This window comes from Bacillus sp. FSL R5-0523 (assembly GCF_037975295.1).
Lineage (GTDB): Bacteria > Bacillota > Bacilli > Bacillales > Bacillaceae > Bacillus > Bacillus subtilis.
The window spans coordinates 1,433,594-1,455,428 of sequence record NZ_CP150251.1 but is presented as its reverse complement, the minus strand read 5'-3'; the positions used below and the strand labels follow the sequence as shown (position 1 = coordinate 1,455,428).

Below are 21,835 nucleotides of genomic sequence, written 5' to 3'. Positions count from 1 at the left end.
TTACATTTGCCCTTTTACACAACAAAAAGGCATGAGCAAAATTGGGTGCGCAAAAGAACGAGAATGAACTTCCCGTTTTTTTCCCTCAATCACTCATGCCTGATCGAATCAGTAACACGTTATAAGGATAAACTGAATTTATGAAATTTTATTGGTTAATCGGTACAGATGAAGCGTCAGATAAACCGCTTCCGCCTCATGAACTGGTTTCTTCAATGTTTGCTGCAAGATTTTAATCAATTTCCAAGCTGTATTGTAGCATAGCGGATATTCATTTTTCAATAACAACATTAATTTTTCTGGTTCTTTAGTCGGTTCTTCTTTTTTAATTCTTTCTATTGTAAATCTGATATGCCTGATCAGCCGCAAATAGTTGACACTTTCCTTATTTACTTTCATTTGAAATGAGTCTTCAATCACCTCGACAAGCTGCGCCATGAGCTGAGAGTGCTGATTGACCTCGGACAGCGGACGGTTTGTCAACGCTGAATGGATATGCAGAGCGATAAAACCAATCTCCCCTTCCGGAAGGCAGATTCCCGCTTTTTCATTGATCATATCTATGACTTCTTTGGCAATTTGGTACTCCTCAGGATATAGTGACTGAGTCTCCATTAGAAATGGATTTTTCATATCAAATCCCTGCTGCTGCCTTTTGATCGCAAATGCGATATGGTCTGTCAACGCAATGTGAATATGTTCATTTAATGAGTGATTAGTCCTATTGCTTATGTGATAGATGACATCGTTTGAAATATCAACGAGCTTTTCATCAACATAGTCAAGGAGCTTTTTAAACTGCTTTTGTTCCTTCTCGTCTTTTAAAATGAACATTTTATCGTAGCCTTTATCTTCAATGACATCATCTTGTTTTTTTCCGAAACCAATACCTTTTCCGATTAAAACGACTTCGCTGTATTTATGATGAGAAGCAATTAATACGTTATTATTCAGTACCTTTTTCACTGTGAAGGACCCATTCACGATCCTCAGCTCCTTTGTCATTCAATACCTCATATCGTACATAACGAACGGAATGCACGTCAAACCTTTTTTCAATGCATTCACTAAACAGTCGATCGTTCGATGAGACGGTAATCCAGAACTTTCCTTTCAATCGGCTGTCCTTGAATTCTTTTTTCCAGTATGGTAAATGCCTGCTTTCCCATTTCCCTTGTCTGAATATCGATCGTTGTGATACCAAGCGCTTGGCTGATTTCGTGGTTATCAACGCTTAAGATTGCAAGCTCATCCGGTACTGACACCCGCTGGTTCTTTGCTTCAAGAAAAAGCCCTGCTGAGACTTGGTCATTGGCAACAAAAATAGCCGTCGGCTTTTCCTTCCACGTTTTCCATTTATGAAAAAGCGCCTTCCCATCATTGATTGTAATCGCTTTCTCAATTACCCAGTCTTCACGAAATACCTCGCCGATCTCTTCCAATGCCTCTTTGTAGGCTTTGATTCGAAAATGGCTGTTCATGCCTTTTTTTCTTGCCAAACAGATGGCTATTTTTTTGTGCCCTTTTGCAATTAAATAGTCCAAGCCGTTCCGAAATGCTTCTTGATGAGGAATGCTGATGGTTGGGAAGCGGGCATTATCTGAATTCTGGCAAAGCAAAATCGGGCCCTCCCATTCCATGAGTTTCTCATCAGCAAGCGCCTTTGAGCAAAAAATCAGGCCGTCAACCTGGCGCTGCTTTAATTGGGACAGCGCAAAGATTTCTTTTTGTACCTCATAGTTTGTTTGAAATAAAGAGAGGTGAACCCCGGATTCCGCGGCTGCGTCGGCTATTCCTGCAATCAGCTCTGCAAAATATGGCAGATTAACCGTCGGTAAGACAACACCAATCATGTTTGAAAATCCCTTCGACAAATGTACAGCGTGAATATTTCTCGTGTACTCCAATGATTCCATTGCCTCAAACACTCTTTTTCGTTTGTCTTCACTGACGTATGGATGATTGTTTATGACTCGGGAAACCGTTGTAACAGAGACACCGGCTTTTTCTGCAATGTCTTTAATATTAGCCATAGATTCCCTTCTTTCTAAATCCCCTTGATCTGGAATGCGTTTCATACAATATGATATGGACGTACCAGATATCTTTTTGTGTTTTAAGCTGAAAGGAGAAGATCACATGGGTTTCTTCATTTTAATTGGGTTATGTCTCACTGTTCTCGGTGGCAGCTGTCTTGCTGTAAAACCTCTCAACCAAAAACATGAAATTAAACCCTTTCGAACATTTGATGATTTTTTTATTTAATGCAGATAAAAAAGGACGATGTCGAGAACAAAGTCCTTTTTTATTTCTTATTACGGCAGTATGATTAATTCCTTTGGATATTGGGTCAGAGCAACTGCCCCGTCCTTTGTTACGTGAACGTCATCCTCAATGCGCACGCCGCCGATTTCAGGCACATAAATCCCCGGTTCGATCGTGTAGACCATGCCTTCCTGCAGCAGTGTATCGTTGGCCTGGCTCATTGATGGATACTCATGGACAGAAATTCCGAGTCCATGCCCAAGCCGGTGAGGAAAATAGTCACCGTATCCCGCTTTTTCAATGATTCCGCGGGCGGTTAAGTCCAGATCTCCGATTCTCACACCGGGTTTGCTTGCCTCAATCGCGGCTTTTTCCGCTTGAAGTACAGTCTCGTAAATGGCCTCCTGCTTCGGATTGATGGTTTTGTAAGCAAACGTTCTTGTAATATCAGAGCAATAGCCGTCAAGAATAACACCGAGATCAAATAAAACAAAATCACCTTTCTTCAACGTGGCTGTACCAGGATTTCCATGAGGCTGGCCAGATTTTTCTCCAAATAAAACCATTGTTGAGAAAGACATGCCCTGAATTCCTTTTTTCTTCAGCTCATACTCAATTTGTGCGAGCACTTCCACTTCACTGATGCCTTCACGCAAAGCGGCTGTGCCGACTTCAACACCGTAATCCGCAAGCTTTGCCGCCTCTTTCAGCAAACGAATTTCATTGTCATCTTTAATCAGGCGAAATTGATTGAGTGTTTCTTCTGCTGAAACAAATTGAGCCCCGCCCGTCGCGTGCTTCAGCTGTTCTGCACGAGATAGCGAGATTGAATCCTTTTCGACCGCAAGCGTATGTATGCTGATATTTCGCTTTTTCAAGGCCTTCTCTATCAGCTCCCACGGATTTTCGTGATCCGCATAGCCAATGATTTCATGATTCCAGCCTGCGTTGCGGGCCTGTCCTGCTTCCATTCCTGGACAAACAAAGAAAGGCTCCTCTTCTTGAAAAATAAATAACCCCATTAATCTTTCATGCGGCTCAGTGTAAAAACCGGTTAAGTAAAAAACATTTTCTTTCGTATGAATAAATGCGGCAGTATGCCCCGCTTCCTTCAGCCATGAAGAGACGCGTTGTATTCTATTCACTTCTTGTTCCTCCCTGCCATTTGCAATGCATTGTTCTGTCTTCCATTGTAACAGGTTTTACCGGTGTTTGCCTTTCACGACGCCTTCATTTTCTAATGTATTTTATTTCCTGCTCCTCTTCCTGTATACTGACAGTAACGTTCAATCGCAGGGGGGTTGTTCCGTTTGCTGATGAATTTTTTCAGACGAAAAGCAGTTATGCTCTTAACGGTTTTGGGAATTTCCGCTCCTTTTATCGGGATGAAGATGGTGGGCTTTTATTATTACAGCTCTATCATAGGCTGTGCAGCGGGTTTCCTTTGCTGCATCCTCGCTCTCATCCTGGTTATGAAAAGATCTGAAAAAGACAAAAATGAAGGGAAAGCTTGATACATAAAAAGCCAGCAGCCTGATTAGGGCTGCTGGTTTTATTTTAGGAGTCTTAAACCGTTTAGTATGACCAAAATCGTGCTGCCCTCATGACCAATCACGCCAAATGGCAATTCCATCACCTGCAAAAAGTTTGCACAAATCAGCAGGCAGATTACAGCTAGAGAAAACACGATATTTTGTTTGATGATCTTGTTCATTTTCCGAGACAAGCGGCACATGTTTACGAGCTTTTTCAAATCGTTTTTCATGAGGACCATATCAGCGGTCTCAAGTGCTACATCTGTTCCGCCACCCATCGCAATGCCGACATCCGCCGCTTTGAGTGCCGGCGCATCATTGATTCCGTCACCCACCATTGCAATCGTTCCGAATTCTTCTTTTAAGCGTTTGATTTCATTCACTTTTTGGTCAGGGAGGCATTCTGCTACGACAGTTGTCATGCCGGCTTCCTTGGCAATCGCTTGAGCCGTGTCTTCGTGATCTCCTGTCAGCATGGCCGTTTTAATCCCAAGTCGGTTCAGTTCTTCCATGACCTCTTTTGCTTCAGGCCTGATTTGGTCCTTCAGTGCGATACAGCCTGCTATTTGATCATCCTTTTTCACAAATACAATTGTATGACCGCTTTGAATGACATCTGATGCTGTTTGTTTCAAAAATTGTGCTGCCATTTCCTCGCCGATAAAACCTGCTTTACCGACCTTCCATTTCGCACCCGACACTTCTGCCATAACGCCAAACCCTGAGGTTTCTTCTATAGATATGTAGCCGGACTGATTCACGCCGCGGCTTTCCGCGTACGCCGTTATGGCTTGGGCGAGCGGATGGCTTGATTGCGTTTCGATGGCATAGACAGCCTCAAGAACTTCCGCTTCACTGAATCCTTCTGCTATTCTGATCGTCTCTACGGCAGGCTGGCCTTTTGTTACAGTGCCGGTTTTATCAAAGGCGATCATTTGCACAGAGCCCAGCTGTTCAAGAAAGACGCTTCCTTTCACAAGCATACCGTTGCGGGCGCCATTTGAAATCAGGGACAGCGCCGCCGGCATAATAGAGGCGACAAGCGCACAAGGTGACGCGACAACCATAAACACCATTGCGCGGTAGAAGGTTTCACTCCAGCTCCAGCCCAGCGCAAAGTGCGGGACGAATAAAAGGAGCGCCACCGCAATTAGCACACCTTTCACATAAACATTTTCAAATCGTTCGATGAAAGCCTGCGCGGGTGAAACACTATTTTGCGCTGATTCAACCAGTTTGATAATTTTTCTGAATAACGAATCTTCATTTGCTTTCGTGACACGGACAGTCAAGGAGCCATTGCGATTCACCGTTCCTGTGAATACAGTGTCGCCTGTGTTTTTTTCTACAGGCATTGATTCACCTGTTAAAGCCGACTCGTCAAGGCTTGTCGAGCCCGATTCAATGATACCGTCTGCCGCTACGCGTTCTCCAGGTTTGATCACAATCATATCACCGGCCTGCAAGTCTGAAACCGGAACTCTTTTGGTTTCACCATTGACCATCAATGTCGCTTCTTCAGGCTCAAGCTGCATTAAAGACGTTAAATCTCTGCTGCTTTTATTCATCGTGTATGTTTCTAAAGCTCCGCTTAAGGAAAAAATAAATATTAAAATAGCACCCTCTGCCCAGTATCCGATCAAGGCGGAACCAACGGCAGCGAAAATCATTAAAAGTTCTACATTCAGCGTTTTGGATTCGAGTGTTTCTTCGATTCCTTCCTTTGCTTTAGCAAATCCGCCGATCACAAAAGCCAGCAAGAAAAGTATTATGGATAATACCTGATATCCGGATAAGAGCCAGCCTGCCAAAATAAGAGCGCCTGATACAAGTGCTGCAATAAGCTCTGCGTGCTGTGCCCAGTTTTTTTCCCTCTTGTCTGTTTTCAATGGCTCATGCGGGTCGCGTTGAACGATAACTTGTTCATTCATATCGAATTCTCCTCTCTAATTGAGAACGTAAATCATCTTCATTTCTCTTATAAAAACAAAATCGCTGCCCAAAAGGCAGCTTTATCGTCAGTTATTTCTTGATGTCTTCCTTTATTATAGCACGCACGAAGAGAATTTCAATTATAATTATTTTAATTTCTTTTTGATAATAATTATCATTAATGTTTATTCGCTTCTTCTCTATATGAAAAAAGCTGAGAGTCTATGCTCTCAGCTATTCTTTCGTCCATTCCTTCAGTTGTTCCGCCGTCATCGGGCCAATTTTTGTTTTTTCAATTTCGCCCTTTTCATTCAGCAAAAATGATGTTGGGATCGTGATGATATGATACTCTTTCATCAATTCCCCTTTTGAGTCAAGGACAATCGGAAACGTCAGCTTGTTTGCTTTAATAAAATCTTCAACGACTTGCTGATTTTGTTCCGAATTCACTAAATTCACCGTTACCAGCTTTACACTGTAGGATGGATGGGCATCATAAAACGATTGAAACTGGGGAAGCTCCTTTTTGCAGGGCGGACACCATGATGTCCAAAAATGGAGAATTGTTTTTTGCCCTTTATTCGGAATCGAGATATCCTCCCCTTCTATCGTTTTCATAAGAAAAACAGCGGGAACAGCAGGCTGTTTTTCCTCAGCTTGTGCCGCACCTGGAAACCATGCAATCAACCCTAATAACATAATGTATATAGTAAGCAAGCGCTTCGTCAACATGGAATCTTCCTTTCATGCTTTTCAATTAGCTTGCCCCTGCAGTTCCTTTATCATCCTTCAATTCGCGGCGTTCTGGTCCCTCCCGTAAGGAATACGGATACCTTCAATGCTTTGCAGATCGTGGCATAGTGCAGGCTCGTCAAAAGAATCATGCCAGTGTTCATTCCAAGGATAATCCCGAGCATTTGCAGATTCTCCATTGATCCCAGTACATACATCATACTTAGCGCAACGATATGGCTCCATACATTGTGATAAAAAGCCTCTTTCACAAAACCCATCCCGATTAAGCACGCCTGCAGCGGCATGACAAACAGATGAAAGAGAAAGTAAGGCCACAACAGCTGCAAGTAATACTGCGCTTCAGGAGAGTGAAAAAACAAATGCGTGAGAGGTCCCGCAAACTGGAACATGACCCAGACAGCAGGTATACCGTAACCTAATGTAATGAAAATCGACTGCTTCAGCCTTTTTAACACGATGTCATACTGAGAAAGTGCATAAGCTTCCGAAATACTCGGTATCATGACGACCATTAACGAATGGGCAATAAAAGCAGGGAACGACCCTATCGTCACAGCCACACCTGCTAGCATTCCGTATTGATCGATCGCCGCTGTCCCGGCAACACCCGCAGCCAAAAGAGCTCCTTTTACTAAAAAGGGTTCAATTGCATTGACAACCGCATGAAAAATGCGCAGTCCTGTTGTAGGAATTGAAACAGCAAGCAGTCTTTTCCTTACATCTTTTCCGCGCAAATGAATGTGCTGCTGGCCGGATAACGCCCGCCTTGCCATGATAAATTGTGAATATAAATAAACAAGCACGACTACATCACTCACGACTAGAACAAACAAGGAAATCAGCACAGCCATGTCCAATTCAAATGAGTACCATTGAAAAAAGAGGAATAAGCACAAGAGCTGGATGATTTTTTTCAGCACATTGGCAATTGCGATCTTCCCCATTTTCTGCACACCCATAAAGTAGCCCCTGGCGATTGAAGTAAAGGCGACAACAGGAATTAAGCCGATGACAATCCCTTTAATAAACGGGTGGTATGTATCAAATACCGGTATAAACGGAAGCGCAATACTAGCGGCGGCAGTAGAAAAAGCAGTAAAAATGGCTGTCATTCTGAAAGCGTGCCTCAGCATGCTTTCATGAAGCTTAGGGTTTGACTCGGCAATGAATTTAGAAATGGATATCGGCAGTTCCAGGCTCGCGATGACAATAATTAAAAAGATCGTGGGCAAAATACTCATGTAAAGCCCCATCCCATGCTCGCCAAGCTCCCGCGCCAAAATCATATTGACGACAAATTCAAGGCATTCAGCGAAAAAGGCGGCAATGGATAAAAGAATGATCCCTTTCACAAATCGATTCATGATGTCTCTCCTTGTCTCTTGTACTACCAACATCATATGAGACAAGTTCAAAAATTATTTTATTTTTACTCTTTATATGAAAAAAAGCACAGCTGAGACAAATTGTCTCTTCTATGCTTAGACGGCAAAAACGTGTCTGCCGATTTTTTCTACGATTTTTCTTGAACGAATCCAATTATCTGACGCTGTTTTCGGATTATAAAAGAATATGGCATCTGTTTCTCTATTTTTTGAGGACAGCGCTTCTTCGGCAGCTTCAATCGATTCTTTATCAGGCTTTTGGTTAATGCTCCCGTTTGCGACCGGTTCAAAGGCGTTTTTCTGATAAATAACTCCTCTTATCGTATCAGGAAAACCTTTTTTCTCCGTTCTGTTCAGTACAACGCTTGCTACAGCGACCTTGCCTTTATATGATTCTCCTTTGGCCTCTGCGTGAACGAGACGGGACAGCAACTCTTTTTCAGACTGTGTATATGTTTCTTTCTCATCATTTGTTTTGTCCGGTTTATCTTTCTCTTTCTTTTCAGTGTGTGCTGATAGCTTAATCGGTTTTATTTTCTTGTCTTTATCAGCAGACAGTGAAGGGAAAGATTCATTCGTATTTCGATCTATATGTGTAAGCCATTTCGCTTCTTCATGTTTTGTCTTCTTTGCGCTCAGTAGTGAAGCTTGTGTATGCTCAATTTTGGCTGCAGGCATGAAACAAAGAAGAAAAACAGCCAGAGCAGTGAATTTCGTTGTCATACAGTTTCCTCCTTAAAGTGCTCCAAAAAACACTTCATAACCTTAACAAGAGATCCATTCATTTTCACGGAAAAAGATTTTCCAACTCTCCCAAGGAGGTATCAGGATGGAATAAAGAGGATGACTCACTGCTTAATGGCAAAAAAACAGTCTGAAATTCTATAAATATTGTCAAATTAAAACATGTTTATCCATCTTTGGCACTTTACATTTTATTTACACCTGTTACAGACAGCTGTAATAAAAGGCTTGTATTCTGTCATATATGATAAAAAGGCTTCTCACGTATGAGAAACCTTCAGCTTCTTGGCTGTTCTAAGTATTGAAAGATAACATCTCCGCCTTGCTGGGCAATTCCCCGGAAATGTTTAAAATCATCTTGTTTAGATAACACGGCCCTGAAATCAAGAAAATGCTCTTTCTGGACTCTCAGTTCGTTTATGGCGCCGGTGCGCAGCTGTTCAATCATTTCTGTTATTTCTTCGGGACGCAACAAAAATTCCCCCTTTTCTTTCTATTGACGAAAATCAATATATCATCTTTATAGCGACAGGACAATTCATAAGGGAGATAAAACTCCTTATCGCTTTACTTCTCAATGAAAATACTGCAAAATACTTTCAAAAGGCATTATTATGTTTAAAGGAGAGGAAGCTTGTGAAAATCGCTAAGGTTGGGAATGTCATTGAATTTAAAAACGGATTAACCGGTGTGGTTGAAAAAGTAAATGAGAATTCTGTTATCGTTGATGTGACGATCATGGATAACTATCGGGATCTTGAGTTAGATTCATTGACAGTTGTTAATCATAAAAATTATAAGATCATCAGAGACTCCTATTAAAACCTCCTTATTTCCACATTTATTCAAAAAACTGCAAGACGGACAATTTAACACCTTACATATGAAATTCGCTTTCTCAAAAGCTGCCGGCCGGCAGCTTTTTTACATAAAAAACACCGATCATGAATCGGCGTTTTTGTCTATTTCCGTTATTTCTATATAGAACTCGCTGACGGCCCCTGGTTCGTACAGGTTGGTCAAAGATGTTGAATAATTTGTCATTTCCCCCCGGAAGGCAAGATCGCGTTCCGGAACCTCGACATTAAACGTTTTTTCATACAACAGGACAGCGATATCATGGTAAGTCTCACTCGTAACGTTTAAGGTAAATGCAATTTTACGCTTCGGCTCGCTCTCCTCTTGATATGCAGCCATTTCTAACGTTACATTGTTTAACCGCAATGTCTTCACTTCATATCACTCCTTTATAGTCCATGCATCTTAGCATACCTTAGCGAATGTTTACAATGAATCTGTTCTTAACGGTTATATGAACCAATTCATTCGAAAAGACACCTTTACAAACATACGTTCGTTAAATTATAATAAAACAGACGAGCTGCCATCCAGCATCCCGTCTTTTCATTAGAAAGTGGCGAGTGGAATTCCCCCCCGGATTCGCTCGTCTTTTTTATGTAAAAACCCCCTCATTTCTAAGGAGAAACTATATGGTCGATTATCAACAAGTCATGTTTCACCATGCGTACCTTGGCGCCTTGAATTTCTCCATCCTTTAATGAGAGCGGTCAATCAATTCTCATCATGTTTTTTAGATAAACCAGCATCCATTCAGGAAGTATATGAGTGTATGTTTTTAAAGTTCTAGTTATTCGTGCGCTTCCATATCGATCTTGAACAATTCTGTAATGAAATGCAATAATCCTGCTATCAAGTAGCATGTGTATGATTAAATCATGGAAGCAGAATAAATTCAACACATCCGTAAAATGCGTACTATAACATAAGTTTGAATGTGTATTTCAAGCCCAATGTAATGCCTCGTATAGAACATTTCGGGACAAGGGCCTATGGAATGCCCTCACTCGTAATAAACTCCTTTCAGTATGTCCATTTAGAGATTCATTGCAATTATCTTCGAATTTTGTTCTGAACTATAAATCATTATATATTTTTAAACACTGTATTCCAGACTGACGCATCCTCTTGTCCAAGACTCCAGCTGCCAAGACCTTTCAGATTATATTTTTGAGCGAGTTTTATTTTTGCTCTGAGTGACTGTTCATTTTCAAACCATAATGTATATGTTCCCGAAGGCAACGGCCCCTTGTTATCGTGATTGACAGTAAAAATAGCTTTTGGAGATTGACTCTTTGTGTCAAAAATAATTGTCCCGTTATGCCTTTTTACTAATGAGTCAACAAGGTAAAGGGGAATGGCTTGAGAGGCAGATTGGCCTTTCATCCAACAGCGGCCATAGAATGGCAATCCTAAAACTAGTTTTTGAGGAGAGATTTTTTGGGTCAGAGCGTATTGAATGGACTTTTCCACCCATCCTACACTTGCAGTAGGCCCAGCAAGGTGGCTTTCATCGTAGGCCATAATCAAAAGGTAATCTGCATATTTAGCTAAATACTCGTAATCATATGATCCGTGCCAGCCCTTCGTCCAGCCAAAAGGATTTGCCGCCACTGCAACTGATACTTCTTTTTGTCTAGGAATACTTTTTCTTACCAGTCTAACAAAATCTATAAAAAGATTCCGATCTTTTTCTGTAAGGTTTTCTATATCGATATTAACTCCGTCCAAATCCAATTCTTCTATTGCATGAGAAATTTGTTTAGCTAAAAGAACTCGGTTCATTAATGCAAATCGTCCCAAATCCTGATCCCAATGATTGCTTAGAAAAGGAACTACTTTTAATTTCCTTCTATGAAGAGCTTTAATCACATCGGGATTAGCTGAACGGAGAAGTAATGATCCATCTTTTCTGATATAGAAAAAATCAGGAGACACAACATTTAATACTCCGTTCGTTTGATCAACGTGTTGAATAAAATCCCATCCTAATCCAGAATAGAAATAGCTCATTTGAAACATCTCATAACCCCTTCATCCTCAAAAATATCAATTCCCTACAAATAAAAAAATGAGGATTATCGTTTCAATTTGTTTCGTTTCCGAAACCTCAAAGATTACCTTTCTTTTATCTTTATAATTTGTCCAGGATAAATTCTATCTGAAGAAAGCTTATTAAGATTCATAAGTTGTTGTACCGGGATATTGAAGGATTTAGAAATCGTCCATAATGTATCGCCGGATTCCACATGATATACTTCGTATGTCACGGGAAATTCCATATAACGAGGCGTTCTTTTTACTTCATTCGCTCGATTTCCTATTTTTGGTATTCTCCCCTTCATTCATATTACTCTCCTTTAGAAAAATTTGTTATTCATATTTCTAAACCGTTTCTCTCTAATCTTAATGATTTGTCCAGCATATATTTGATCTGATTTGAAATGATTAAGCTCCATGAGCTGCTGCAGGGAAACATTATACTTCCTGGCAATTATTGATAATGTTTCACCGGGAGTAACATGATGGATCACGTATTTTTCTTTGAGAACATCTACATAATGAATGGTTTCCCCTAAGTTTCTTATAATTCCTCTGCTTTTTAGCACCTCAAGCATTCTCTCGGCTCTATGCCGATAGGAATCATTCTTTACAGCCTTTTTACCGTTTATCTGAATCTTTTTTCTCTCGCTATCATGATTCAAATAGTATTTAACCTTTTCCAAAGTTTCTTTTGGGGAGGAAGAAACGATGAGATCGCGGCCAGGTTTGAATTTACCTCGAACTGCTGGTGTATCCGATGTCAATAAAAACCCCCCGGAACCAAGAATCTCATAGGTGCGTTGCGTAAGTTGGCTTTCACAGTTTTGCAAACCGATAATGATTTTTGCTGAACTGTAAACTTTATATGCTTCAGTATAATCAAGGTATCCATGGATCCAATTGCGGGGAATTTCTCTCCCTATATATTTACTCATTTTTTCCCAGTTTCTCCCCCAAAAATCAATGCGAATACCCTTCCGTATAAGAGGACGAATCAGCGTTTTTAAAGAGGACGAACGGAACACTTCCGGATGTTCTTCAAGAAAATTAGGGTAAGCATTAGCCACCACCGCTATATCACAACTGTATTTTGCTAATGGTTTAATCTGGTGATGTATACTTTCGTGAAATGCAAAATCTAAGTGAGCTGCTTTAATCCCCATGCTTTCATAAGTTTTACACAGAGAAGGCGTAACCGTGAAAACAAAATCTGGTTTCATCTTTTTAATTAACGGGATAGTAAAGTTTTGAGTGTGCAGCGGGTCTTCAGTAGCCCAATAAACGAGAGGGATATTCACCTTTTTAATAGCGTTGCGAATCCAGGCCTGCTTTTCCCTTGAATGCTCTGGTGTCCATCCCATAGATACTATTAGATCTGGTTTAAATTCGTCTATCATTTCAGTGATATTTTCCCGACTTACAGGACCGGAAATCATTACGGTATGTCCTGCTTCCCTAAACCCATTCGGTAAACCATAGAGCCACATGGGATGACTCTCAAGGAAAAGAATTTTCACACATTTCCATCCTCTCTTTCACTTTTTAATGTCTACTTTATTGGTATGTATCTGTAATATAACTTGTCGCGGTACTAGTCTATAAAAAACGTTCAGGTGTGAGATCACGTGATAGCTTGTGTGGGATGCCCCACAAAAATAGAAAGCAACCTACAACATATTTTCCTATGTGGTTATTCAGGACATAAGGATTCCTTTAAATATTTTCAAAAGTATTAGAATACAAAGACAGGGATATTATTTTTTATTAAAAGTCAAGAAAATGTTTAATTTTATTAATAATTAAGAAACCAAATAAAATGTCGCACATTTTATAAACAAAAAGAGAGGATAGATGAACAGGGTGAAAATGCCTGTATTCAACTATCCTTTTTTTGTACAACAAATGACCTCATTTACTACAACAACGGTGTTGTTTGTTCTTCAACTAACGCCCCCGTTACTTTAAGTACATTTATTCACAGTGTAATCTTTTTTACAGGTCATTTAGTGGTAGCCCCAGGAAAATGCGAATTTACAACGTTAAGCAAATTCAAATATAAAAAAGTCGAATTCCCTGTCCTTTAAGGAAAACGACTTTTTTATACGACTTCTTCAAGTAAGATTCCCATCAACCTTTTTTGGGGACTATTTGTAATCTCTGCGCAGTGAAATTATACCTGTGCTAGCCCGCCATCTACGAACAATTCAACACCCGTCAAGTAACTGCTTTCGTCTGAAGCAAGGAAAGATACAGCGTTTGCTACTTCTTCAGGTGTCCCAACTTTTCCAGCTGGAACAGTATTTCTGGCATTTTCCATTGCTCCTTCAAGTGCATCACCAAAAAGCTCATCGTATGCAGGTGTAAGAATAGCTCCTGGACTAACCACATTTACACGGATTTCAGTACCTTTTAGGTCAAGAATCCAGTTGCGAACTAGTGCTCTTAATGCTGCTTTAGATGCTCCATATACACTAAACGCTGGGTTGCCAATTGATCCAGCAGTAGAGCCCGTTACAATAATAGAACCTACTTTGTCTGGGAATAGTGATAATGCTTTTTGAACAGTAAAGATGGTTCCTTTCACGTTAATGTCGAACGTTCTATCAACCTGCTCTTCAGTAATTTCACCTAATGGAAGGAAGTTGCCGATGCCTGCATTAGCAAAAAGAATGTCCAACTTACCTTTTTCCTGCTTTATCATGTCATATAGTTTGTCTAAGTCTTCAAGCTTAGAAATATCACCTTGAACACCGGTTACGTTCTTGCCAATTTGGTTAACAGCTTTATCAAGTTCGTTTTGTCTACGTCCCGTGATATAAACATATGCACCTTCGTTTACAAATTTTTGTGCTGTAGCAAGACCAATCCCACTTGTTCCACCCGTTACAAGCGCTATTTTACCTTCAAATTTACCCATACTTAACACTCCTTTAGAATTAATATTATTTTATGTCTAGTACCTTTAAGTACTTGAAGAACAACTTACAAGATATAGTATCCTTCAGTAAGCACATTATCGGAAGTACCCACTTTTTTGTGATATAGTAACTAAAAAGTAATAAATGTGGAATGGAGAGCTTTAGACATGAAAAAATTTAGCTGTGGGTTTGAAGTGACAAAGGAAGTTATTGGAGGAAAATGGAAAGGTCTTGTATTATACTTTTTAATGAATGGACCAAAGAGAACGAGTGAATTAAAGCGCATTATCCCAAATATCACTCAGAAAATGCTGATTCAAACACTTAGAGAGCTTGAAGCCAGTGGACTTGTGAGCAGAAAGATGTATAATCAAGTACCGCCGAAGGTTGAATATTCATCCACTGAACTTGGAGAATCTCTTAAACCTATCTTGCAGGAGCTCTGTCAATGGGGAGGCTATTATGCGGAGCAAGAGTATGCAGAAGGTGAATATGAAATTGTACAACCAGAACAACTAAGTTAGGATTGATGTAGCTGCTGAAGCAAATGCTAAACAACTTCAATACCATCACCTAACAGATGAAGAACAGTCAGAAATAAATGAGATATTCAATTTTGAAAGTGAAGTTCTAATAAGAAGTGTCATCGACTATATTCAGGAGAATTGATGAAATTCAAAAAAGAGCTGTTTCAAATGTTAAAGAGAAGGTTCAGAAACTTAGCCAAAAAATAAATGAAGATATTGATAATAATATTTAATGCCTATGATCTCTAGACAGGCATTTTTTCTTTCGGATAAAAAAGAAAAGACGTACAAATTGTACGCCTTAATCTGCTTCTGTACTATCAATTTTTCACTGCATAAAAGTCACAGTTCAGGTTGCACCTCAGGTCACACATTTTAATACAATTCCCATGAGTAGAGCCATTTTCAGGTGTGACTTTTCCCACTTTTATTGAGCTTAGTGCGGGTCACACTCCGGTCACTTCGGGTCACACTTCGCTGTGACCAGGTCACACGCTGAAAATTAACGCTGAATGTTCGAATTTTACTGTGACTCCACTTCGTTTCACACACCGTATCACACAACGGAATAATTAACGATTATCAATCGTCTCCGGATACAAATCATGATTCATCATGCGGTACTCGGCCATTTTCTCATATTTCGTGCCAGGTTTTCCGTAGTTTGTGTACGGGTCAATGGAAATTCCGCCTCTTGGCGTGAATTTGCCCCATACTTCAATGTAGCGCGGGTCCATTAATTCGATCAAGTCATTCATGATGATATTCATGCAGTCCTCGTGGAAGTCACCATGGTTTCTGAAACTGAATAGATACAGCTTTAATGATTTGCTTTCAACCATTTTTTCATCAGGAATGTAGCTGATGTAGATTGTCGCAAAGTCAGGCTGCCCTGTTTTAGGACATAAAGATGTGAATTCCGGACAATTGAATTTTACAAAGTAGTCACGGTTTACATGTTTATTAGGGAAGGATTCCAGCACGTCCGGTGCATATTCGAACAAATAATTTGTACCTTGTTTGCCTAAGAGTGTTACACCTTCTAATTCTGATTCTTTTCTTGTCGTCATGTTCATCTTCCTTTCTATTATACTCCGCGTTTGTTGCCCCATAACAGGGTGTGCAGCTGCGGGAGCACTCTGACGAGATTCAGCTCCGCATCGACAGCTACCTTATCAACAAGCGCTTCATATTTCCCAAGCAAATGTGCGATCAGTGACTGATCATCTGTCGTATGCACGTCATCATTTCCGACTTGTAAATAAAACGGGATTCCCGGATACCGCTTGTGCACAGTTTTGGCAAATTCCAGATCTTCATCATTAAAGATGACAACCTTCAAGCTGACAGCATGCTGTCTATCATTCTCTTGAAGTGAAGTTAAAATGTGGTCAAGCTTTTGAAAGTTCGTTACCATTTTTGAGCTTGGCGGTTTTGGAGAAATTGTCAGGTCATCAATCAGCGTAAACCAATCCTGATAAACGGTCCCTTGAGTTTCAAGCGCTGCACGGATGTTATTTTCCTTCAGCAGTTCAATAAAAGCATCCAGCTGTTTTAACAGAGCCGGGTTGCCGCCTGAGATCGTCACATGAGAAAACGCATCTCCCCCAATGTCCTTAAGCTCCGCAAAAATCTCCTCCGCCGTCATCCAGCGAATATCTTTTTTAGCAGACCCATCCCAAGTGAAAGCGGAGTCACACCAGCTGCAGGAATAATCGCAGCCGGCTGTCCGGACGAACATCGTTTTCTGTCCGATCACCATGCCTTCTCCTTGAATCGTCGGGCCGAAAATTTCTAATACAGGAATTCCTTTAGCCATTCAAACCACCCTTTTTCGGACGGTAGACACAGTAGCTTGTCGGTGTTTCACGGACAAACACCTGTACACAGGTCGGCTTATTCTCCAAAGTGTCTAAATAAGCCTGTACGTTGTCATAAATCGTTTTCGCCACGACTTCAGTTGTCGGCAGCGAATACCGATCGTCCTGAGAAAAATCTTCATGATCATTTAATAGCGTGTGATCATAGTTTCCGTGCACCAATTTTTTGAGTACGCTGAAGTTGACAAGAAAGCCTGAATTGTCAAGTTCGTCGCCGGCGACGGTTATATTTACGGTATACGTATGTCCGTGAACCCTGCTGCACGCTCCCGCACTTTCCCTAGGGATAAAATGAGCGGCTGAGATATGCATGTCCTTATTCAGTTCAAACGAATAAGGATGCTGGGCCTGCGGATAAATTTGAGATAACAATTTATACACGTTCTCCTTTCATCACCATATATTCTTCATAACCTTTTGAACGAAGATGACATGCCGGACATTCGCCGCAGCCGTCGGCGATGATGCCGTTATAGCATGTCAGCGTGTTGTTTTTCACAAACTCCAGCGCGCCAAGCTCATCTGCAAGCTTCCACGTTTCCGCCTTATTGAGCCACATGAGAGGCGTATGAATCACAAACGGCTTCTCCATCGCCAGATTTACCGTTACATTGCAAGATTTCACGAATTCGTCACGACAGTCAGGGTAACCGCTGAAGTCTGTCTCGCAAACTCCTGTAATAATGTGGCGCGCGCCAATTTGGTAAGCCAGGATAGACGCAAAGGATAAGAATACCAAATTGCGGCCTGGGACGAATGTGGATGGCAGTTCGCCGTCTTTTACTTCTATCTCAATATCATTTCTAGTCAAAGCATTCGGTGCAAGCTGATTTAAAAGTGACATATCAAGCAAATGATTTTTCACACCAAGCTTTTCCGCAATGGATTTTGCCACTTCAATTTCCTGCGAATGTCGCTGATTATAATGAAAAGTCACCGTTTCGACTTCTTCGAATTCTTTTAAAGCCCACAGTAAGCATGTTGTGCTGTCTTGGCCGCCGCTAAATACGACAATTGCTTTTTCTTTTTTCATGATTCCTCTCCTTCTCCGCAATAAAAACGCCGGCGAGAGACATCGCTACAGCTAATTCACGCAAAAAAACACCTTTTTTCGGAAGGTGCTCTAGAAAAACATAAAAAAGGCCGTATCCAAGGATACAGCTCGTCCTTAGTTTTTTATAGAGGGTGTAGCTAGAACCTCTCCCGCATATCGCACGGATTTTCTTCAATTTTTTCACTTCTGCTATCTTACCATAATGTTGTTTTTCTTGACAATACAAAAGTCAGTCCCCGGTTCCTAGATCAATTATCGCTCTATAGTGACGGTTCGCTTCATTATATATATTTATAAACTGCGCCGCCGAGGAGCTTTTTTGCAAAGCAAAGCGCCTATGAAGGCCAGGCTCACATAGCCAAACAAGGGATAAATCGTTGAAATAAGCCTGCCGTACCCTATTTGGCTCGTAATATAAGCCGTGATCATAATGGCCGCAAAGATATATTTGCTTTTCACTGGAAGAAAGCTTTGCACTTGTTTTTCTAATCCATATAAATTACCGATAACTGATGTGAACACTTCTCCGAAAATAATGAGTAAATAAATCAAATGGACAGATCGTGCAAAGAGATAAACCACTTGTGCCATCGGTATATCATATAAAAATACATCCGGAAGAGTTGACAAAGACAGAAAACTCGCGGACAGCACAATCGTCAGCATCGTCCCTCCGATTAAAGCGCCTTTTTTGATCACTTTCTCCGATGACATTTCATTCGCCAGCGGAACCAAAACTGCTTGGGCAAGCGATAAATTCAAAGCCCCGTAAGAAACAGCTGATAACAGCCAATCCCATCGATGCGGCCAGACCCACTGAGCTGCGTTTCGTGATTCGCTGAATATAAAAGAGTCGGCCACCACAATCATTGAAAAGATGATTAAAAGAGGAACAACAAACACATTGACACCGAAAATGCCTTTTACTCCTCTAGTCATCACAATTAAGCTCAGACCGATTGTAATGAGCATCCCAATCTGAGCGGACATCCCCAGCTGTTCCTCAAAAAGCGCCCCTGCCCCTGAAAGCATAACAGATGTAACTCCAAGGAGAACAAACAGCATAAATACATTGATAATCCGCCCAGCCGTCGCCCCGAATAAAAATATGTTCATTTCTTGATATGACTTGGCATTGATTCGCTTTGAAATGATCATCAGCTTGGCCCCCAGTAACGTAAACATTCCGCCGCTGACGAGAATGCCGAATAAACCGAACCAGCCGAACTTCAGAAAAAACTCAACAATTTCCCTCCCAGTCGCAAATCCAGCTCCGACTACTGTGCCGACATACACAAAAGCAAGCTGACTTGCAGACCCTTTTGATTGTTCCATTTCTTCCCTCCGAACGAACCGCAGTTTTGTCCATATATGCCTTTTTATAACCTATGAGACAAGTTCCTTGAAAAGACGAAGAAAACATGTTTTACTTTGTAACAAATCAAAAATTTTTGTGCATAAGACTTGAAAGTCAAAGATAGTCAGAGTATACTATTAATCAAAGTTGGTCAAACAAACCGGCCTTTTTTAAAAATCAATTGGTCAAAGTTAGTCAAATGTTCAGTCTGCTTTGAGCATATTGGTTTGAATGCCGTTAAGTTTGCCGTATACTAATAGTCAAAGAAGGTCAAATCCAATAGACCTTTTTATTCACTTTCATTGGTCAAAGAAGATCAAATTATTAAGGAGGTTTTGGCAAATGCGTTGTCAACATTGTCATCAAAACGAGGCGACGATTCGCCTTAACATGCAAATAAATTCCGTTCATAAACAGATGGTTCTTTGTGAAACTTGCTATAACGAACTGACCCGTAAACCTTCAATGAGTATGGGTCCTCAATCTTTCGGCTTTCCGTTTGAACAGGCATTCCAGCCGAAAGAACACAGCGCAGCAAAACAAAGCGGAAAAAAAGGGTTGCTTGATGAGCTGGCTCAAAATATTACAAACGGTGCAAAAGCCGGTCTCATTGACCCCGTCATCGGCCGTGATGATGAAGTGGCACGAGTGATCGAAATTCTAAACCGCAGGAACAAAAATAATCCGGTTCTTATTGGTGAGCCGGGTGTGGGGAAAACTGCCATCGCTGAAGGACTCGCTTTAAAAATTGCTGAAGGCGATGTTCCAAACAAACTGAAAAACAAAGAGCTATATTTGCTTGATGTTGCATCCCTTGTTGCAAACACAGGGATCAGAGGCCAATTTGAGGAGAGAATGAAACAGCTGATCACTGAGCTGAAGGAACGAAAAAATGTCATTCTGTTCATTGATGAAATTCACCTTCTCGTCGGCGCAGGCTCTGCAGAAGGATCAATGGACGCCGGCAACATTCTCAAACCGGCCCTAGCCAGAGGCGAACTGCAAGTCATTGGCGCGACAACACTGAAAGAATATCGTCAAATCGAAAAAGATGCCGCGCTGGAAAGACGTTTTCAGCCTGTCATGGTGCAGGAGCCTTCAATTGAACAAGCTATCCTCATTCTGCAAGGGATTAAAGACAAATACGAGGCGTACCATGGCGTAACATTCAGTGATGAAGCAATCAAAGCGTGTGTCACTTTATCATCCCGCTACATTCAGGACAGACACCTGCCGGATAAAGCAATTGATTTATTAGATGAAGCAGGTTCAAAAGCCAACCTGTTAATTGATGAACTGAATGATGAGGATGCCGCTGAACGCTTAACTGCAATTGAAGCCGAAAAAACAAAAGCCCTGGAAGAAGAAAATTACGAACTGGCGGCAAAACTCCGTGATGAAGAACTCGCATTGGAGAAAAAACTGAACAGCTCCTCCGCTCATACCGCTGTCACTGTGGAAGCTGAGCACATTCAGGAAATTGTTGAACAAAAAACAGGCATCCCTGTCGGCAAACTGCAGGCAGACGAACAAACGAAAATGAAAGAGCTTGAAGCAAAACTTCATGAACGCGTGATCGGACAAGAAGCCGCTGTTCAAAAAGTGGCAAAAGCGGTAAGACGAAGCCGCGCCGGATTAAAATCCAAAAACAGACCAGTCGGCTCCTTCCTCTTCGTCGGTCCTACCGGCGTAGGGAAAACAGAGCTTTCTAAAACACTGGCAGATGAATTATTCGGCACAAAAGACGCTATTATCCGACTCGATATGAGCGAATACATGGAGAAACACGCCGTATCTAAAATTATCGGTTCACCGCCTGGATATGTCGGCCATGAGGAAGCTGGACAATTAACTGAGAAAGTGCGCCGCAATCCTTACAGCATTGTGTTGCTGGATGAGATTGAAAAAGCACATCCAGACGTTCAGCATATGTTCCTGCAAATTATGGAAGATGGCCGTCTGACAGACAGCCAAGGCAGAACCGTAAGCTTCAAAGACACAGTGATCATCATGACAAGTAATGCGGGTGCTGGTGAGAAACAAACGAAAGTCGGTTTCCAATCAGATGACAGTGTCATCGAAGAACAAACATTGATTGATTCACTGAGCATGTTCTTTAAACCTGAGTTCCTCAACCGTTTTGACAGCATTATTGAGTTCCGCTCATTGGAAAAAGAACATCTTGTCAAAATCGTCAGCCTTCTTCTTGGAGAACTTGAAGAAACATTGGCTGAACGGGGCATTAGCTTGAATGTGACAGATGAAGCGAAAGAAAAAATCGCTGAGCTGGGCTACCACCCTTCATTCGGTGCACGTCCGCTTAGAAGAACCATCCAAGAATGGGTTGAGGATGAAATGACCGATCTGCTGCTTGATAATGGCGAGATCACAAGTTTTCACGTGATTTTAGAAGATGATAAAATCAAAGTGCGAGCGAAATAACAATCAGCGGTTTCCTTTTAGGAAGCCGCTTTTTTTATGCTTTCATACTCTTGACTTAGAAAATACCGTCCCTTCCCCTGAAGCGCTACTTCCCTTCATCCTTTACACTTTTTTTAAGGAGGGATGGAACATGTTTATA

The 21,835-nt window shown here is 41.2% G+C and carries 22 protein-coding genes and 1 riboswitch; of the genes, 4 read left to right on the top strand and 18 right to left on the bottom strand.

What is annotated here, in order from left to right; all coding sequences use genetic code 11:
- Positions 1–138: 138 nt before the first annotated feature.
- The 3 genes from glcT to papB all read right to left on the bottom strand — a co-directional run bounded on the left by glcT (position 139) and on the right by papB (position 3,410).
- Complete coding sequence (gene glcT, locus NYE53_RS07585) at positions 139–1,005, bottom strand: ptsGHI operon transcription antiterminator GlcT (RefSeq protein ID WP_003218635.1); 867 nt, start codon at positions 1,003–1,005, stop codon at positions 139–141.
- Positions 1,006–1,067: 62 nt separating this feature from the next.
- Positions 1,068–2,033, bottom strand: a complete 966-nt coding sequence (locus NYE53_RS07580; protein WP_133954333.1) for a LacI family DNA-binding transcriptional regulator — start codon at positions 2,031–2,033, stop codon at positions 1,068–1,070.
- A gap of 282 nt (positions 2,034–2,315) precedes the next feature.
- Entirely contained in the window at positions 2,316–3,410 is a 1,095-nt protein-coding gene (gene papB / locus NYE53_RS07575; RefSeq protein WP_015715797.1) for a di/tri-peptidase, read from the bottom strand.
- Between the two features lie 165 nt (positions 3,411–3,575).
- Between papB and NYE53_RS07570 the strand changes: the two genes are divergently transcribed.
- Entirely contained in the window at positions 3,576–3,779 is a 204-nt protein-coding gene (locus tag NYE53_RS07570; protein ID WP_015715796.1) for a hypothetical protein, read from the top strand.
- Positions 3,780–3,817: 38 nt separating this feature from the next.
- Here the strand turns inward: NYE53_RS07570 and pfeT are convergent, their stop codons facing one another.
- The 5 genes from pfeT to NYE53_RS07545 form a co-directional block, all read right to left on the bottom strand.
- Complete coding sequence (gene pfeT, locus NYE53_RS07565; RefSeq protein WP_339248022.1) at positions 3,818–5,731, bottom strand: metal-transporting ATPase PfeT; 1,914 nt, start codon at positions 5,729–5,731, stop codon at positions 3,818–3,820.
- 235 nt (positions 5,732–5,966) lie between these two features.
- Positions 5,967–6,464 (bottom strand): sporulation thiol-disulfide oxidoreductase StoA, encoded by a 498-nt coding sequence (stoA, locus tag NYE53_RS07560; protein WP_339248019.1) that lies wholly within the window; start codon positions 6,462–6,464, stop codon positions 5,967–5,969.
- Positions 6,465–6,514: 50 nt separating this feature from the next.
- On the bottom strand, positions 6,515–7,852 hold the full coding sequence (gene ykvU / locus NYE53_RS07555) for a sporulation protein YkvU (protein WP_003245552.1): 1,338 nt from the start codon (positions 7,850–7,852) through the stop codon (positions 6,515–6,517).
- 117 nt (positions 7,853–7,969) lie between these two features.
- Positions 7,970–8,596 (bottom strand): cell wall hydrolase, encoded by a 627-nt coding sequence (locus tag NYE53_RS07550; protein WP_003232442.1) that lies wholly within the window; start codon positions 8,594–8,596, stop codon positions 7,970–7,972.
- Positions 8,597–8,894: 298 nt separating this feature from the next.
- Positions 8,895–9,089, bottom strand: coding sequence for a hypothetical protein (locus NYE53_RS07545; RefSeq protein ID WP_003218622.1), 195 nt, complete (start codon positions 9,087–9,089; stop codon positions 8,895–8,897).
- 164 nt (positions 9,090–9,253) lie between these two features.
- Between NYE53_RS07545 and NYE53_RS07540 the strand changes: the two genes are divergently transcribed.
- Positions 9,254–9,439: a YkvS family protein gene (locus NYE53_RS07540; protein WP_003232446.1), complete on the top strand. Its 186-nt coding sequence runs from the start codon at positions 9,254–9,256 to the stop codon at positions 9,437–9,439.
- Between the two features lie 120 nt (positions 9,440–9,559).
- On the opposite strand, the gene NYE53_RS07535 is transcribed toward NYE53_RS07540, so the two are convergent.
- From NYE53_RS07535 to NYE53_RS07515, 5 genes are all read right to left on the bottom strand, one after another.
- On the bottom strand, positions 9,560–9,850 hold the full coding sequence (locus tag NYE53_RS07535) for a YkvR family protein (RefSeq protein WP_003245399.1): 291 nt from the start codon (positions 9,848–9,850) through the stop codon (positions 9,560–9,562).
- Between the two features lie 711 nt (positions 9,851–10,561).
- Entirely contained in the window at positions 10,562–11,497 is a 936-nt protein-coding gene (locus tag NYE53_RS07530) for a glycosyl hydrolase family 18 protein (RefSeq protein ID WP_339248015.1), read from the bottom strand.
- A 95-nt stretch (positions 11,498–11,592) separates the two neighbouring features.
- Entirely contained in the window at positions 11,593–11,820 is a 228-nt protein-coding gene (locus NYE53_RS07525; RefSeq protein WP_339248013.1) for a LysM peptidoglycan-binding domain-containing protein, read from the bottom strand.
- Between the two features lie 15 nt (positions 11,821–11,835).
- Positions 11,836–13,035: a spore protein YkvP gene (ykvP, locus tag NYE53_RS07520; RefSeq protein WP_339248010.1), complete on the bottom strand. Its 1,200-nt coding sequence runs from the start codon at positions 13,033–13,035 to the stop codon at positions 11,836–11,838.
- Between the two features lie 653 nt (positions 13,036–13,688).
- The gene (locus NYE53_RS07515; RefSeq protein ID WP_339248009.1) at positions 13,689–14,435 is read right to left on the bottom strand and encodes a glucose 1-dehydrogenase; all 747 of its coding nucleotides are present in this window, start codon (positions 14,433–14,435) and stop codon (positions 13,689–13,691) included.
- Positions 14,436–14,603: 168 nt separating this feature from the next.
- On the opposite strand from NYE53_RS07515, the gene NYE53_RS07510 reads away from it, so the two are divergent.
- Positions 14,604–14,960 carry a winged helix-turn-helix transcriptional regulator gene (locus NYE53_RS07510; RefSeq protein WP_003245808.1) on the top strand — a complete coding sequence of 119 codons (357 nt, stop codon included), beginning with the start codon at positions 14,604–14,606 and terminating at the stop codon, positions 14,958–14,960.
- A gap of 575 nt (positions 14,961–15,535) precedes the next feature.
- Here NYE53_RS07510 and queF read toward each other — a convergent pair.
- From queF to NYE53_RS07485, 5 genes are all read right to left on the bottom strand, one after another.
- The gene (gene queF, locus NYE53_RS07505; RefSeq protein ID WP_339248006.1) at positions 15,536–16,033 is read right to left on the bottom strand and encodes a preQ(1) synthase; all 498 of its coding nucleotides are present in this window, start codon (positions 16,031–16,033) and stop codon (positions 15,536–15,538) included.
- A 17-nt stretch (positions 16,034–16,050) separates the two neighbouring features.
- On the bottom strand, positions 16,051–16,782 hold the full coding sequence (gene queE, locus NYE53_RS07500) for a 7-carboxy-7-deazaguanine synthase QueE (RefSeq protein ID WP_003232460.1): 732 nt from the start codon (positions 16,780–16,782) through the stop codon (positions 16,051–16,053).
- Complete coding sequence (gene queD, locus NYE53_RS07495) at positions 16,775–17,224, bottom strand: 6-carboxytetrahydropterin synthase QueD (protein WP_326211088.1); 450 nt, start codon at positions 17,222–17,224, stop codon at positions 16,775–16,777. Before queD ends, queE begins: the two co-directional genes overlap by 8 nt.
- Positions 17,217–17,876 carry a 7-cyano-7-deazaguanine synthase QueC gene (gene queC / locus NYE53_RS07490; RefSeq protein WP_069837470.1) on the bottom strand — a complete coding sequence of 220 codons (660 nt, stop codon included), beginning with the start codon at positions 17,874–17,876 and terminating at the stop codon, positions 17,217–17,219. Before queC ends, queD begins: the two co-directional genes overlap by 8 nt.
- A 129-nt stretch (positions 17,877–18,005) precedes the next feature.
- Positions 18,006–18,050, bottom strand: a riboswitch (PreQ1 riboswitch).
- 138 nt (positions 18,051–18,188) lie between these two features.
- Positions 18,189–19,232, bottom strand: a complete 1,044-nt coding sequence (locus NYE53_RS07485; RefSeq protein ID WP_015383514.1) for a transporter — start codon at positions 19,230–19,232, stop codon at positions 18,189–18,191.
- 364 nt (positions 19,233–19,596) lie between these two features.
- Here NYE53_RS07485 and clpE point away from each other — a divergent pair, with 364 nt between their 5' ends.
- Positions 19,597–21,696: an ATP-dependent protease ATP-binding subunit ClpE gene (gene clpE, locus NYE53_RS07480; protein ID WP_172861659.1), complete on the top strand. Its 2,100-nt coding sequence runs from the start codon at positions 19,597–19,599 to the stop codon at positions 21,694–21,696.
- Positions 21,697–21,835 lie beyond the last annotated feature (139 nt).

Bases quoted from the DNA above. Each gene is read 5' to 3' on its own strand.
- NYE53_RS07530 (WP_339248015.1), bottom strand. From the start codon at position 11,497: ATGTTTCAAATGAGCTATTTCTATTCTGGATTAGGATGGGATTTTATT.
- NYE53_RS07515 (WP_339248009.1), bottom strand. From the start codon at position 14,435: ATGGGTAAATTTGAAGGTAAAATAGCGCTTGTAACGGGTGGAACAAGT.
- NYE53_RS07510 (WP_003245808.1), top strand. From the start codon at position 14,604: ATGAAAAAATTTAGCTGTGGGTTTGAAGTGACAAAGGAAGTTATTGGA.
- ykvU (WP_003245552.1), bottom strand. From the start codon at position 7,852: ATGAATCGATTTGTGAAAGGGATCATTCTTTTATCCATTGCCGCCTTT.
- NYE53_RS07550 (WP_003232442.1), bottom strand. From the start codon at position 8,596: ATGACAACGAAATTCACTGCTCTGGCTGTTTTTCTTCTTTGTTTCATG.
- stoA (WP_339248019.1), bottom strand. From the start codon at position 6,464: ATGTTGACGAAGCGCTTGCTTACTATATACATTATGTTATTAGGGTTG.
- pfeT (WP_339248022.1), bottom strand. From the start codon at position 5,731: ATGAATGAACAAGTTATCGTTCAACGCGACCCGCATGAGCCATTGAAA.
- clpE (WP_172861659.1), top strand. From the start codon at position 19,597: ATGCGTTGTCAACATTGTCATCAAAACGAGGCGACGATTCGCCTTAAC.
- NYE53_RS07580 (WP_133954333.1), bottom strand. From the start codon at position 2,033: ATGGCTAATATTAAAGACATTGCAGAAAAAGCCGGTGTCTCTGTTACA.
- queE (WP_003232460.1), bottom strand. From the start codon at position 16,782: ATGGCTAAAGGAATTCCTGTATTAGAAATTTTCGGCCCGACGATTCAA.
- NYE53_RS07525 (WP_339248013.1), bottom strand. From the start codon at position 11,820: ATGAAGGGGAGAATACCAAAAATAGGAAATCGAGCGAATGAAGTAAAA.
- queC (WP_069837470.1), bottom strand. From the start codon at position 17,876: ATGAAAAAAGAAAAAGCAATTGTCGTATTTAGCGGCGGCCAAGACAGC.
- queF (WP_339248006.1), bottom strand. From the start codon at position 16,033: ATGACGACAAGAAAAGAATCAGAATTAGAAGGTGTAACACTCTTAGGC.
- glcT (WP_003218635.1), bottom strand. From the start codon at position 1,005: ATGACAAAGGAGCTGAGGATCGTGAATGGGTCCTTCACAGTGAAAAAG.
- NYE53_RS07485 (WP_015383514.1), bottom strand. From the start codon at position 19,232: ATGGAACAATCAAAAGGGTCTGCAAGTCAGCTTGCTTTTGTGTATGTC.